We start from the raw sequence: 14,441 nt of genomic DNA on the forward strand, positions 1-14,441 counted from the left end.
TTCGGAGGGTCGTTTCGTTTTGCCTTTCCTTGAAAGGTGGCACCACTTCGGTTAAACTGTACATTAGGGAAAAAACATGCATTTTTTAGTGAGTGCAGAGGAGATATGAGTATGGCGAACTTTTTGAAAGAGTTATTTGCTCCACAGAAACGAGTATTGAAAAAAGCAGAGAAAGCGGCCGACTTGATCGAGTCGTTCGCCGAACCAATCAAAGCATTGTCAGACGAACAGCTTCAAGCGAAGACGGAAGAGTTCCGTTCACGCCTAGAGAAAGGCGAGACGCTCGACGATATCTTACCAGAGGCGTTCGCGGTCTGTCGTGAGGCATCAGAGCGTGTGCTCGGCATGCGTCACTATCGTGTCCAGCTCATCGGGGGTTACGTGCTCCACAACGGTGACATCTCCGAGATGAAAACCGGTGAAGGGAAGACGCTCGTCGCGACACTTCCAGTCTACTTGAACGCGCTCACGGGCCGTGGCGTACACGTCGTAACGGTCAACGAATACTTGGCGAAGCGAGATAAAGAACTCATGGAGCCGCTCTATTTCGCACTCGGTCTCTCGGTCGGCCTCAACGTGTCGAACATGGACCGTGTCGAGAAACAGGCGGCCTACAACTGTGATATCACGTACTCGACAAACAACGAGCTCGGATTCGACTACCTCCGTGACAACATGGTCCTTTATAAGGAAGACCGTGTGCAACGCGAGCTCTACTATACGATCGTCGATGAAGTCGACTCGATCCTCGTTGATGAGGCGCGTACCCCGCTCATCATCTCAGGATCGGCTCAAAAATCGACGGAACTCTACACGCGTGCCGATGCATTCGTCCGTACGTTAAAAGAGGAAGACGATTACACGGTCGACGTGAAGACGAAATCGGTCCTTTTGACGGACCAAGGGGTCGACCTCGCCGAGAAGTTCTTCGGCATCGACAACCTGTTCGCAATCGAGCACGTCGCGGTCAACCACCATGTCGGGCTTGCCCTTCGTGCGAACGCGGTCATGCATCACGACATCGACTATATGGTGCGTGACGGACAAGTCATGATCATCGACCAGTTCACCGGTCGTGTCATGGACGGACGTCGCTACTCAGAAGGTCTTCACCAGGCCATCGAAGCGAAAGAAGGCGTCGAGATTCAGCGTGAATCGATGACGCTCGCGACGATCACGTATCAGAACTACTTCCGTATGTACGAGAAGCTTGCCGGGATGACCGGTACGGCGAAGACCGAAGAAGAAGAGTTCCGTAACATCTACAACATGCAAGTCGTGACGATTCCGACGAACAAACCGATTCTTCGTGAGGACCGCTCAGACCTCATCTTCAAGTCGATGGAAGGGAAGTTCAAAGCCGTCGTCGAGGAGATCGCAACGGTCCACGCGACTGGTCAACCGATCCTCGTCGGTACGGTTGCCGTCGAGACGTCTGAATACTTGAGCAAACTCTTGACGAAGAAGAAGATTCGTCACGATGTCTTGAACGCGAAGAACCACGCGCGTGAGGCGGAAATCATCGAGAACGCCGGTCAAAAAGGATCGGTCACGATCGCGACGAACATGGCCGGTCGTGGTACCGACATCAAGCTCGGCGAAGGTGTCATCGACCTCGGTGGTCTCTATATCATCGGGACAGAGCGTCACGAGTCACGCCGGATCGATAACCAGCTCCGTGGTCGTTCAGGTCGTCAAGGGGACCCGGGTAAATCCCAGTTCTACTTGTCACTCGAAGATGAGCTCATGCGTCGCTTCGGAACGGACAGCCTCCAGAACATGATGGAGCGTCTCGGGATGGACGATACGCAACCGATCGAGAGCCGCATGGTCTCGAAAGCGGTCGAATCGGCTCAAAAACGCGTCGAAGGAAACAACTACGATGCGCGTAAACAGCTTCTCGGTTACGATAACGTCATGGCCGACCAACGGAAGGTCATGTATAAAGACCGCTCGAGCATCCTCGAGAACGAGTCGGTCACAGACATCGTCCGTTCGATGATGGCACAGACGGTCGAACTCGGTGTCGGTCAATACACGCCGATCGAACTCGTGCCGGAAGAGTGGAACATCGACGAGCTCGCGCATTGGGCAAACCAGACGCTCGCGCTCGAGCGTACGGTCGAAGGCAAAGACTTCTTCGGCAAAGAACGCGAAGAGATCATCGAACTCCTCATGGAGCGCGTGAACGAGCAGTACGAGGCGAAACGTCAACTCGCACCGCCTGAGCGTTTCAACGAGTTCGAGAAGATCATCGTGCTCCGTGCCGTCGACTCGCACTGGATGTCTCACATCGACCACATGGATCAGTTGCGTCAAGGGATTCATCTCCGTGCATACGGACAGAACGACCCGCTCCGCGAGTATCAGGCGGAAGGAATCAACATGTTCGATGCGATGAACGCAGCCATCTCAGAAGAAGTGACAGGCTTCGTACTCCGTGCCGAAGTCGGGGACAACCTCCGACGCGAGAAAGTCGTCGAAGAGGAAGTCGCCGTTTCAGGCAAGGAAGACGCACCGGTCAAGAAGAAGCCGGTTCGTCGTTCGAAAGAAGATAGCATCGGCCGGAACGATCCGTGCTGGTGTGGGTCTGGTAAGAAGTTCAAGAACTGTCACGGTAGACAACAGGCTTAATTATTGAAGAGGCGGGTCCGCTCGCCTCTTTCCTACGGAAAGGTGAATCAACACTATGGAAATTTCAGATATTCGGAACGAACTTGAGGCGATGGCGAAGCGCCTCGAGAACTACAGAGCTTCGCTCAACTTAACGGAGAAGGAAGCACGCATCGCTGAGCTCGAGAACGAGATGACGTACCCTGACTTTTGGGACAACCAAGAGAAGGCACAAAAAGTCATCGACGAGTCGAACGGCCTCAAGGCGATGGTCGACAAGTATCAAGACCTCGCGACACAACATGAGGACGGCGAAGTGACGCTCGAACTCATCAAAGAAGAGCCGGATGCCGAGATGCAAGAAGAGCTCGCGGAGACGATTCAATCGCTCAAGAAAGAGTTCGATGATTTCGAGCTCGAAATCCTCTTGAACGGACCGTACGATGCGAACAACGCGATTCTAGAATTACACCCGGGTGCAGGCGGTACCGAGTCACAGGACTGGGCATCGATGCTTCTTCGGATGTATCAGCGCTTCGCAGACAAGCAAGGCTGGAAAGTCGAGACGGTCGACTACCTTCCTGGTGAAGAAGCGGGCGTCAAGTCGGTCACGCTCCGCATCGTCGGACATAACGCGTACGGCTACTTGAAAGCGGAGAAAGGGATTCACCGTTTGGTCCGCATCTCGCCGTTCGACTCGTCAGGCCGTCGTCACACGTCGTTCGTGTCATGTGACGTCATGCCAGAATTCGATGACGACATCGAAATCGAAGTACGGACAGAAGACCTCCGCATCGACACGTACCGCGCGTCAGGTGCCGGCGGACAGCACATCAACACGACAGACTCTGCCGTCCGGATCACGCACGTGCCGACAGGCGTCGTCGTCTCTTGTCAGACAGAACGTTCACAGATCAAGAACCGTGAGTCGGCGATGAAGATGTTGAAAGCGAAATTGTACCAACGCGAACTCGACGAGCAACAACGCAAGCTCGACGAGATCCGTGGAGAGAAAACGGACATCGGTTGGGGTAGCCAAATCCGTTCATACGTCTTCCACCCGTATTCGATGGTCAAAGACCACCGTACGAACCACGAGGTCGGAAACACAAGTGGTGTCATGGATGGCGACGTCATGCCGTTCATCGATGCTTATCTTCGTAAAACAAATATGTGATGCATGTGGCTCAAAGACTCCTGTCTTTGGGCCACGTTGTCTGTAAAGGAGAATTTCTTTAATGAAGCAAATCGTCAAAGACTATCTATATTTGTTGACGGGCTCGGTGTTCGTCGCCTCGGCCTTCAGCTTGTTCCTGTTGCCGAACAACCTCGCGTCGGGCGGGGTGAGCGGGATCTCGGTCATCACGTATGAATTGTTCGGCATCTCGCCGGGGGCGTTCCAGCTCGTGGCGAACGTGTTGCTACTTATCATCGGATGGGCCATCCTCGGTCTCGGTTTCGGCGTGAAGTCGCTCGTCGGTTCCATCTTTTTGCCGGGTGTCATCCTATTCTATGAGGCAATCGATGCAGGGGCTGCCGTCAACGATATGTTACTCGCCGCCATCTTTGGTGGGGTCGGTGTCGGTGTCGGACTCGGGCTTATCTTCCGAGGACGTGCCTCGACAGGCGGAATGGACTTGATCGCACAGATCTTACATAAGTTCACGCACATCCCGCTCTATCTTTGTATCGCCATCCTCGACGGTATGGTCGTTTTGACCGCTGCTGTCACGTTCTCGTTCTCGACCGGGCTCTATGCACTTATCGCGTTATTCATCACGGTCAAGATGATCGACTTCGTTCAGCTCGGGTTCACACAGGACAAGATGGCGTATGTCATCTCGGAGAAACGGGACTTCATCGTCCGGGCCGTCTTTGAGGAGCTCGACCGCGGCGCGACGGAGATTCAGGCGATCGGGGCGTATTCTCGTCTCGACCGTCCGATGCTCATGATCGTCGTCCGTCAGAGCGAGGTGAGCCGTCTGAAAGAAATCATCCGTCGGATCGACTCAGAGGCGTTCCTCGTCTTCAGCGAGGCGCACGAGGTGCTCGGACAAGGGTTCACGTCGGATAAACGCTACATCAATGTCCCGTAAGTTGTGGAATCTTTGTGTACTTTTCGTGAGATTAGGTTAGAAAGTATACGTGAACGGCTATAATGGTAAATGTAGGTCATTTCTACAACTTAGGAGGGGAACGTGGTTATGAAAAAATGGATGATGGCCATCGGCCTCGGCGCCATGCTGACACTCGGCGCATGTGGCGGCGGCGAAGAAGAGGACACATCGAGCAACGGGGATTCGGGCTCGAACACGGCATCGGTTGACGCGGAAGCGGTATACGCACAAAACTGTGCGGCATGTCACGGTGCAAACCTTGAAGGAATGAGTGGTCCGTCACTCGAGCAAGTCGGTGCTCGTCTGTCGGCAGAAGAGATTGAAAACGTCATTCGTAACGGTCAAGGCGCGATGCCTGCGAACGTCCTCGAAGACGATGAAGAGATCACGGCAGTTGCCGCTTGGCTCGCTGAGAAAAAATAAGACACGTAAGCATGAGGTGAATATTTACCTCGTGCTTTTTTGTTTGGGGTGTTATTGCTTGGGGAATTATTGTTAGGGTAGTAGTAGACGTTATGGAAATGGAGTGATGACAATTGAAGACGAAACTGATTGACTGGCCGACTTTTATCGGCTCGTTTGTATTACTGTTAGGGGTGACGTTACCGCTCATCTTCTTCCCGGAGACCGGTAAGGCCTGGGTCGGGGCGGCAAACGAATACATGACCTCTAACTTTGGCATGCTGTATTTGGCGATGGGCTTAGGCGCATTCGGATTTTTGATCTTTATTGCCTTCAGTAAAAATGGCCACATCAAGTTAGGTCGTGAAGATGAAGAACCCGAATTTAGTACGTTCTCATGGGCGGCGATGTTGTTTGCTGCCGGCATCGGGTCGAGTATCCTTTATTGGTCAGTCATTGAATGGGTCTACTATTACGAAGGTCCACCATTTGGACTGACACCTGAGTCACCGGAAGCGATTCAATGGTCGACGGCATACGGCATGTTCCACTGGGGACCGATTGCTTGGGCAATCTATACGTTACCGGCATTGCCGATCGCCTATTTCTTCTATGTCCGTAAAAAATCAGTACTTAAAGTCAGTGAAGCGGTTCGCCCTGTACTCGGAAAATGGGCGGACGGTCCGCTCGGCAAGATTATTGATATCTTATTTATCTTTGGATTATTAGGCGGTGCCGGAACGACGCTCGCCCTCGGAACACCGATGATTGCCGAAGGGGTCAATGCACTGACAGGTATTCCGGTCACGCTCGGTATGCAAGCCGTCATCATGTTAATTTGTACGGTGATTTTTGCCGTCAGTTCATATATCGGCTTAAAAGGCGGCATCAAGGTGTTGAGTGACTTGAATATTTGGCTCGCCCTCGGAATATTGACATTTGTATTTATTTTCGGGCCGACACGTTTCATTTTGGAGACGACGTTTAACGGGGTGGGGATTGTCATGGACAACTTCTTCCGTATGGCGACATGGATGGAACCGTTCGGTGACTTCGGTGGGTTCGCCTCGACGGGCTTCCCGGAGTCGTGGACCGTATTTTATTGGGCTTGGTGGCTCGTCTACGCGCCGTTCGTTGGGCTGTTCGTCGCCCGCATCTCGCGCGGTCGTACGATTCGAAATATGATTTTCGGAACGATGGTATACGGAACGCTTGGTTGTATCCTGTTCTTCGGAATCCTTGGAAACTATGGGCTGTACCTCCACTTGAGTGGAACGTTCGATGTCGTCGGGTATATGGCGGCGAACGGTCCGGCACCAACGATTATTGCCATCATCGGACAGTTACCGTTCGGGAAAGTCGTGATCGGTGTCTTCACACTTCTCGCGATCATCTTCTTAGCTACGACGTTCGATTCATCGTCTTACATTTTGGCATCGGTCACACAGAAACATGTCGAGGACGAGCCGATCGTCTGGAACCGTCTCTTCTGGGCGTTCGCACTCGCGATCATGCCACTCACGCTCATGTTCCTCGGCGGATTGGATACGCTACAGACGGCGAGTATCGTCGGTGGGTTCCCGCTGATCTTTATCATGTTCCTCCTGGCCTGGTCGTTCGTCCGAGTGTCGAGTCGGGATATCCGAGCCTCCGATGATTATGAGTCGCCGACAATCCATATCAAATATCGGAAACGGAAAAAGTCTCCGTTTGACGCATTGAAAGAAAAACCACATGACTAATTATTGACGATATCGTGAAGGGTGTTCCTACGGGAGCACCCTTTTTGAAGTGCGGTTTCAACTTTTTCTTACATATAGAGAAAGCGAGGTTCTTCGCGACATTTTCACATCGAACTCAATCGAACTGAAACAATCCTGTAATGGTGTTTTAAAAGGTGGATTGATATAATTGTAGTCGCTTCACCTATGCCCTAGATGAATTTTTGACTAGGCGATGATATGAAAACAACACCTTGACAGTGGGAGTCATTTCCTGTAAAAAAGACTCTAGGCGAAATATACAGTAACTAAAACAAATGATTGAATTCGTCATAGATGCATGAAAATATTTTAAAAAGGGTAGGGAATACGTTATGATCTCGATGCAAAAAGTCAGTAAAGTATATCCAAACGGCGTCGTTGCCATGGATGACCTCGATCTAGAGATTCGCGATGGCGAGTTCCTTTATGTGGTCGGTCCTTCCGGTGCCGGAAAATCGACATTCATGAAGATGATTTATCGTGAGGAGAAACCGACAGGCGGTCAATTAATGATTGACGGTCTCGATGTCGGAAAGATAAAGGATCGACATGTGCCGAAGCTACGTCGTCAACTCGGCGTCATCTTCCAAGATTTTAAATTGCTTCCGTCGCTCACAGTGTATGAGAATGTTGCGTTCGCATTAGAAGTCGTGGGAGCAGACGCGACGTCGATACGCAAGCAAGTCATGGATGTGTTGAACCTTGTCGGATTGAAGAACAAGGCACGCAACTATCCAGATGAACTTTCGGGTGGAGAACAGCAACGTGTCTCAATCGCACGTGCGATCGTGAATAAACCAAAACTGATCATCGCCGATGAGCCGACAGGGAACTTGGACCCAGAGACAGCATGGGGCATTATGGAAGTATTTGAAGAAATTCATCGCCGCGGAGCAACGATTGTCATGGCGACACACAACCGTGACATTGTTGATAAGATTCGTCACCGCGTCATTGCGATTGAGAACGGGAAAGTCGTTCGCGATGAAGAGAAAGGAGCATATGGCTATGATGTTTAAGACTGGATTGCGCCATTTGCGTGAAGGGTTCAAAGGAACACTTCGTAATGGATGGATGTCATTTGCGGCAATCAGTGCCGTGACGATTACGTTGTTGCTTGTCGGTGTCTTCGCACTCGTCATGTTCAACGTCAACGAAATTTCAGATAATGTCGAGAACGATGTTGAGATTCAAGTGTTCATCACCCGTACGGCTGATGAAAATTCTGTTGAACAACTCGGACAGAATATAGAAGAGGTTCCGGGTGTCTCGACGGTCACATTCAGCTCGAAAGAAGATGAGTTGCAAAAGTTCCAAGACCAACTCGGTGACGATGCGGCTGCGTACGGTACGGTAGAAAAAGACAACCCGCTCCATGCCCGCTACATCGTTAAAGCACAAGACCCGACAGAACTAGAGGAAGTGGCCAAATCGGTCGGTTCACTCGATAATGTTGACGATGTGAAATACGGAAAAGACTACATCGATAAAATGTTCGCCTTCTTCAACGGGATTCGCATCGGTGGACTCGCGTTGATCGTTGGTTTGACATTAATGGCGATGTTCCTGATCTCGAATACGATCAAGATGACCATCTTCTCACGTCGTCGTGAGATTGAAATCATGCGACTCGTTGGTGCGAAGAACAGCTTTATCCGCTGGCCATTCTTCATCGAAGGATTGCTTCTCGGTATGCTTGGGGCTCTCGTCCCGATTCTTGTCATTTATTTTGGATATGACGTCGCATATAGTGCTTTACAACCATCGCTTGATCAATTGAATAGTGATATATTTAAGTTGATTGATCCGTCAACGCTCACTGTACAAGTATCACTTGTTTTACTTGCACTCGGTGCGTTCATCGGAATCTGGGGATCGACGACATCGCTCGGTCGTTTCTTGAAAATTTAACTTAAATAAGGAGGAGTTGGCGGATGAAACGTTCGCTTGCGCTAGGGTTGTGTGTATCGTTACTTGCCATGCCGGTCATGGCGACAGAGAAAGACACGTTGAAAGCTCAAAAAGATCGACTTGCCAATGAAATGGAGGAGTCGAAAAAAGCGCAGGCCGAAACGGATGCCGAGCTCGAGGTCACTGAAGCGGAACGTGATGCCGTAAAGACGGAAATTCACGTCGTCGATGACCAGCTAAATGATTTGAGTGAACAAATTGCCATTCAGCAGCACGAGGTTGATACGGCCCGTGCCGAGCTCGAAGAAACCCGCCAACAACTTCATGTTCAGGAAGATTACTTGGACAGTCAGAAGGAACTCTTAAATGAACGCCTTCGCGTCTTACAAGTCAATGAGGATACTTCCTATCTTCAAGTCATTTTTGAGTCCCGTTCCTTCGGCGACTTCGTGACACGGGTCATGACGGCTCGCACGATTGCTGAACAGGACCGGGAACTCATACATAATTATATGAGTGAGATGGAACGTCTCGAATCGTTAGAGACGACACAGCGTACCCAGCTCTCCTTTATCAAACAAAAAGAACGTGAGCTCGTCATCACGAAACAAGAACTTGACCGGACGGCCGAAAAGAAACGTGACTTGTTGGTCGAACTGAACGAACAAGTCGAGCAGCTCGAACTCGAAAAAATGACGCGCAGCGAAGAACAGGCCGTCATGGCCGAACAGAACCGCATTATCAGTGAACAGCTTGAGGCGATTGCGACAGCTGAACGCGAAGCCGCTGAGGCGGCGGAACGTGCGAAACGGGAAGCCGAGGCACGTGCGGCTGAAGAACGGGCACGCGCCGAAAGAGAGGCGCGGGAAGCGGAGACGGAGGTCGCGGCACCTGAAGTGACGCCACCGCCAGCACAGCCTGCTGAAACACCGACGAACGTGTCCACCTCAACTGGATTCGTCCGCCCCGTTTCCGGTTACGTCTCGAGCCCGTTCGGTCCACGGAACAATCCGTTGACAGGTGTGCCTGAGAGTCATCGAGGCATCGACCTCGTCAATGCCCCAGGGACACCGATTGTCGCGAGTGCACCGGGTGTCGTCATCAAGGCGGCGCCGGCGACTGGATATGGGAACGTTGTCTTCGTCTCCCATGTTATGAACGGAGAAATTTGGACGACGGTCTACGCCCATCTAAACGCGATCACGGTCGGTGCCGGTCAACAAGTCGCAGCAGGGCAGGCGGTCGGAACGCTCGGCAACACCGGCTGGTCGACTGGACCGCATCTCCATTTTGAGCTACATCGAGGAAAATGGGCACCGGGACAACCGAATGCGATTGACCCAGCCCCGTATATTGGATACTGATTAAAGCGGACGCGTCCCAAATATGTGGAACGCGTCCGCTTTTCCTCTCGTTTTTGCTATACTAATGAAAAGACTTACAAAGAGAAATGAGGGACCAACCCGTGAAAAATTCAACCGCAGGACTACTCGCTGGCACAACGTTCGTGGCTGGGGCCGGTGCAGGCCTTGCGACGATGGCGTTTACAGACACATCACTTCCGATTCAGACGAATGCGGAAGGCTGGGATAAAGTCGACCAAGTGCGTGATTTAATTGAAGAACATTCGTTACAAGACATCTCGGAAGAGGATTTATTGACCGGTGCGCTCGATGGTATGACGGCAGCACTCAATGACCCGTATTCGGATTTCTTGGACGCGGAAGAAACATCGCAATTTACCGACTCGATTGAATCGAGTTTTGAAGGAATCGGCGCGACTTTGGAGAAGAAAGGAGAAGACATCTTAATCGTCGCTCCAATCAAAGGCGCTCCAGCCGAGGAGGCGGGTCTTCGTCCAGGTGATATCATCACGGCAGTCGACGGGGAGTCGATTGAAGGGATGGACGTTCAGGAAGCTGTCCAGCTCATCCGTGGGGAAAAAGGGACGACCGTCACGTTGACGATTCGCCGTGGCAGTCAGACGGCGGATTATGAGATCACGCGTGACACGATTCCAATCGAGACGGTGTTCTCAGAAGTGAAGGAGCAAGACGGCAAAAAAATCGGCTATCTGCAAGTGACGCAGTTCTCAGAACCGACGGCCGATGAGTTCCTTGAACAACTCGAGCAACTCGAGTCAGAAGATATCGACAGCTTGATCATCGACGTACGTGGGAACCCGGGAGGTCTCTTGCCGGCCGTCATCGAGATGTCGGAAGGATTCGTACCGACATCAAAACCGGTCGTTCAAATCGAAAATGCTGACGGAGATCGTGATGCACAGAACGGTCGCGCCCGCGAAGCGAAACCGTATGAGTTATTCGTCTTGACGGATGAGGGCTCTGCCTCGGCATCTGAGATTTTGACGGGTGCGATGAAAGAAGGGGCAGGCGCAACGATTATCGGGACGAAAACGTTCGGAAAAGGCGTCGTCCAGACGGCGTTCGATTTAGAAGATGGCAGCAACTTGAAGTTGACGACGAGCAAATGGCTCACACCGGACGGGAACTGGATCAATAAAAAAGGCATTGAACCGGACATTGAAGTGAAACAACCGGATTACTTCAATGTGACCCGTGTGTTGACAGAAGAAGAGTCACTGCAAGTCGGCGATTACGGCGATGCCGTCTCGAACTTGCATAAAATCTTGACGGGAATCGGTTATGAGCCAGGCGGTCAACCAGGATACTATGGTGACACGATGGCAGACGCCGTGAAGGCATTCCAGACAGACAATGGCCTCGAGGCTTCTGGGACAGTCGATGAAGAGACAGCTTCGGCACTCGAATCGAAATTGCTCGAGACGATTCAAGATGAGGCGAACGATGCCCAATTGAACCGGGCACTTGAAGAAGCCGCAAAATAACGTTGAATGAAAGAAAGGATTGGACCGCGTGGAAGTTGTACGAATGAGTGTTACGGCTTTATTGACGTTGTTAGGTAGTCCGCTGTTTTGGGTGACGCTCGTCGCCCTTACATACATATCGATGACACGAGTCAAACGAGAACGAGCCATGTTTCGTTCGAGACGACGCTCGCCGAAGTCGGAATGGAAGCATTTCATCTGGCCGAGTCTTCTTCTAGCGGTCCTCTCATCGGCCGCGACGGTTCTACTTGAGACGACCATCACGTTTGAGTGGGCCGTCTCGTTCACGGTGCTCTATACGCTCGTGGTATTGACGATGCATCCGCGATTCTTCAATCCGGTGCTTCCACTCCTCGTCTTGTTCGCGGTCGTCATGTTACGAGATGTCGTCTCTTACGGGGCGCTCAGTGACTGGGTGAGAGAGCTCGCTCGGGTCGATTGGACGGTCTACGCGCTCACGTTCGGACTCGTCACACTCGCAGAAGCGATTCTCTTACGCTGGAACGGGCCGAAAGAGACGTCTCCGACACTGATCTTATCGAAACGTGGTCAGTTCATCGGGGGGCATGTCGTCAAACGTATTTGGTTTTTCCCGCTCGTCGTCTTCTTGCCACCGACGTTCGGCCTCGATTGGCCGATGGTACCGATCATTCTTCCGATTCCGATCGGGGTCAGTTTACTGTCGACCGGTGCCTTACCGGGGACGCTTCTCGCACGATTGAGCAACTATCGCGGGGTACTCGCCTTGATCGCTCTCGGTCTATTCGGTCTCTCGTATGTATGGGAGATCCCGTATGTCGACTATGCGCTGTTCGCTTTGTTCGTTCTTTATGAGCTTGGGCTTCAGTGGATCAAACGAGAGAATCGCGGTACGACACCTGTCTTCATCAATGGAAATCGTGGGGCGGTCATCGTGGACACGCTTCCGAATTCGCCAGGAGAGGCGATGCAGCTCATTCCGGGTGAATCCATCTATAAAGTGAATGGGACGATCATCACGGGAGGGCACAGTTTTTATGAGGCGCTCCAGCAACATAAACCGTACATCAAGCTCGAGGTGTTGAATCTGAACGGAGACATCCGTTTCGTTCAACGGGCGATGTATGAGACCGATCCACACGAACTCGGTATCTTGTTCGTCGGGGAGCCGACGAGCCCGCGTGTCCGACTTCGTAAATTGTAAGAGTATCCATATGGGTACTCTTTTTTTGCATACGAAAAGGGCACCCGTGAGGATGCCCTTGCCACTTATACGTCAAGTTTTGATGGTTTGAATGCCATCGTTGCTTCGACAGCGTGTTGCCAACCTTTGTAGAGTGCTTCGCGATGAGACTCGTCCATGTTCGGCTCGAACTTCTTATCGAGTTTCCACTGGTCTTTGATTTCTGCTTGGTCTTTCCAGAAACCAACGGCGAGACCTGCCAAGTAGGCGGCACCGAGTGCAGTCGTTTCACTTACTTCAGGACGTTCGACCGGAACATTGAGAATGTCCGATTGGAACTGCATGAGGAAGTTGTTGCTGACAGCTCCACCATCGACGCGGAGTGTTTTCAAGTTGATGCCTGAATCGTTCTCCATCGATGTGAGGACGTCGCGTGTCTGATAAGCGAGTGACTCGATCGTCGCACGGACGAATTGTTCTTTCTCCGTTCCGCGTGTGAGACCGAAGATGGCACCACGCACGTCAGAGTTCCAATAAGGTGCACCGAGACCAACGAAGGCAGGTACGACATAGACGCCCTCTGTCGATTCGATACGCGTCGCATACTGCTCCGAGTCTTTCGCTGATTTCAACATACGCAATCCGTCACGGAGCCATTGAATTGCTGAACCGGCAACGAAGATTGAACCTTCGAGCGCATATTCGACTTTTCCGTTATAGCCCCACGCGATTGTCGTCAATAGACCGTGATCTGATTTGACAGCTTCTTCGCCCGTGTTCATGAGCATGAAGCAACCCGTTCCGTATGTGTTCTTTCCTTCACCTTTTTCGAAGCACGTCTGACCGAATAAGGCAGCCTGTTGGTCACCTGCGGCTCCGGCAATCGGTACTTCGAATCCAAAGAAGTGATACGGGATGGTATTCGCATAAACTTCACTCGAAGGCTTGACTTCAGGAAGCATCGATTTCGGTACCGTCAAGATCTCGAGTAACTCGTCATCCCACTTCTGTTCGTAAATGTTGTACATGAGTGTACGTGATGCGTTCGAATAATCTGTCACGTGTGCTTGACCACCTGAGAGTTTCCAGATGAGCCATGTGTCGATTGTTCCGAAGAGAAGTTCACCGTTCTCGGCTTTCTCACGAGCGCCTTCGACGTTATCCAAAATCCATTTGACTTTCGTACCTGAGAAGTAGGCGTCGATGAGAAGACCCGTTTTGTCACGAACCATGTCCGAGTGACCTGCCGCTTTTAGCTCTTCACAGATATCAGCAGTTTGACGTGATTGCCAAACGACCGCGTTGTAAACAGGACGTCCTGTTTCTTTCTCCCAAACGACCGCAGTCTCACGTTGGTTCGTGATCCCGATTCCTGCGATTTCATTCGGGTCAATATCCGCCGAACCGAATGCTTCCGCCATAACGGCGAGGACAGAACCCCAGATCTCATTGGCGTTATGCTCAACCCAGCCTGGTTTTGGGAAGTACTGTTTGAATTCGCGCTGTGCGACTGTGACGATTTTTCCATCATGATCAAAAATGATTGCCCGTGAACTTGTCGTTCCTTGGTCCAATGCTAAAATATAACGTTTTTCTTTCGCCAT

General features: G+C 51.5%; 11 protein-coding genes. 10 read left to right on the forward strand and 1 reads right to left on the reverse strand.

Going from position 1 to position 14,441, the window contains the following annotated elements; all coding sequences use genetic code 11:
* Positions 1–111: 111 nt before the first annotated feature.
* The 10 genes from secA to KNO99_RS05330 all read left to right on the forward strand — a co-directional run bounded on the left by secA (position 112) and on the right by KNO99_RS05330 (position 12,858).
* Positions 112–2,634 carry a preprotein translocase subunit SecA gene (secA, locus tag KNO99_RS05285; RefSeq protein WP_214745977.1) on the forward strand — a complete coding sequence of 841 codons (2,523 nt, stop codon included), beginning with the start codon at positions 112–114 and terminating at the stop codon, positions 2,632–2,634.
* A 55-nt stretch (positions 2,635–2,689) separates the two neighbouring features.
* On the forward strand, positions 2,690–3,790 hold the full coding sequence (gene prfB, locus KNO99_RS05290) for a peptide chain release factor 2 (RefSeq protein WP_214693596.1): 1,101 nt from the start codon (positions 2,690–2,692) through the stop codon (positions 3,788–3,790).
* A gap of 61 nt (positions 3,791–3,851) precedes the next feature.
* Positions 3,852–4,709 (forward strand): YitT family protein, encoded by an 858-nt coding sequence (locus tag KNO99_RS05295; RefSeq protein ID WP_214745980.1) that lies wholly within the window; start codon positions 3,852–3,854, stop codon positions 4,707–4,709.
* 108 nt (positions 4,710–4,817) lie between these two features.
* A complete protein-coding gene (cccB, locus tag KNO99_RS05300) occupies positions 4,818–5,153 on the forward strand; it encodes a cytochrome c551 (protein WP_012726941.1) in 336 nt (111 codons plus the stop codon).
* Positions 5,154–5,266: 113 nt separating this feature from the next.
* On the forward strand, positions 5,267–6,874 hold the full coding sequence (locus KNO99_RS05305) for a BCCT family transporter (protein WP_214745982.1): 1,608 nt from the start codon (positions 5,267–5,269) through the stop codon (positions 6,872–6,874).
* A gap of 353 nt (positions 6,875–7,227) precedes the next feature.
* The gene (gene ftsE, locus KNO99_RS05310) at positions 7,228–7,914 is read left to right on the forward strand and encodes a cell division ATP-binding protein FtsE (RefSeq protein WP_214745986.1); all 687 of its coding nucleotides are present in this window, start codon (positions 7,228–7,230) and stop codon (positions 7,912–7,914) included.
* Positions 7,904–8,806, forward strand: a complete 903-nt coding sequence (gene ftsX, locus KNO99_RS05315) for a permease-like cell division protein FtsX (RefSeq protein ID WP_214745989.1) — start codon at positions 7,904–7,906, stop codon at positions 8,804–8,806. The genes ftsE and ftsX overlap by 11 nt, the downstream gene beginning before the upstream one ends.
* Positions 8,807–8,829: 23 nt before the next feature.
* The gene (locus KNO99_RS05320; RefSeq protein WP_214745992.1) at positions 8,830–10,170 is read left to right on the forward strand and encodes a murein hydrolase activator EnvC family protein; all 1,341 of its coding nucleotides are present in this window, start codon (positions 8,830–8,832) and stop codon (positions 10,168–10,170) included.
* A gap of 101 nt (positions 10,171–10,271) precedes the next feature.
* Positions 10,272–11,675, forward strand: coding sequence for a S41 family peptidase (locus tag KNO99_RS05325; RefSeq protein WP_214745996.1), 1,404 nt, complete (start codon positions 10,272–10,274; stop codon positions 11,673–11,675).
* Positions 11,676–11,703: 28 nt separating this feature from the next.
* A complete protein-coding gene (locus tag KNO99_RS05330; protein WP_371743043.1) occupies positions 11,704–12,858 on the forward strand; it encodes a PDZ domain-containing protein in 1,155 nt (384 codons plus the stop codon).
* Positions 12,859–12,923: 65 nt separating this feature from the next.
* Here KNO99_RS05330 and glpK read toward each other — a convergent pair whose 3' ends face one another.
* Positions 12,924–14,441, reverse strand: a complete 1,518-nt coding sequence (gene glpK, locus KNO99_RS05335; RefSeq protein WP_214745999.1) for a glycerol kinase GlpK — start codon at positions 14,439–14,441, stop codon at positions 12,924–12,926.

Source organism: Exiguobacterium sp. s189, assembly GCF_018617615.1.
Classification (GTDB): Bacteria; Bacillota; Bacilli; order Exiguobacteriales; family Exiguobacteriaceae; genus Exiguobacterium; species Exiguobacterium aestuarii_A.

What these genes read in the sequence shown, in the direction of transcription:
- KNO99_RS05320 (WP_214745992.1), top strand. Translation starts at nt 8,830, where the DNA reads ATGAAACGTTCGCTTGCGCTAGGGTTGTGTGTATCGTTACTTGCCATG.
- secA (WP_214745977.1), top strand. Translation starts at nt 112, where the DNA reads ATGGCGAACTTTTTGAAAGAGTTATTTGCTCCACAGAAACGAGTATTG.
- ftsE (WP_214745986.1), top strand. Translation starts at nt 7,228, where the DNA reads ATGATCTCGATGCAAAAAGTCAGTAAAGTATATCCAAACGGCGTCGTT.
- glpK (WP_214745999.1), bottom strand. Translation starts at nt 14,441, where the DNA reads ATGGCGAAAGAAAAACGTTATATTTTAGCATTGGACCAAGGAACGACA.
- cccB (WP_012726941.1), top strand. Translation starts at nt 4,818, where the DNA reads ATGAAAAAATGGATGATGGCCATCGGCCTCGGCGCCATGCTGACACTC.
- ftsX (WP_214745989.1), top strand. Translation starts at nt 7,904, where the DNA reads ATGATGTTTAAGACTGGATTGCGCCATTTGCGTGAAGGGTTCAAAGGA.
- prfB (WP_214693596.1), top strand. Translation starts at nt 2,690, where the DNA reads ATGGAAATTTCAGATATTCGGAACGAACTTGAGGCGATGGCGAAGCGC.
- KNO99_RS05295 (WP_214745980.1), top strand. Translation starts at nt 3,852, where the DNA reads ATGAAGCAAATCGTCAAAGACTATCTATATTTGTTGACGGGCTCGGTG.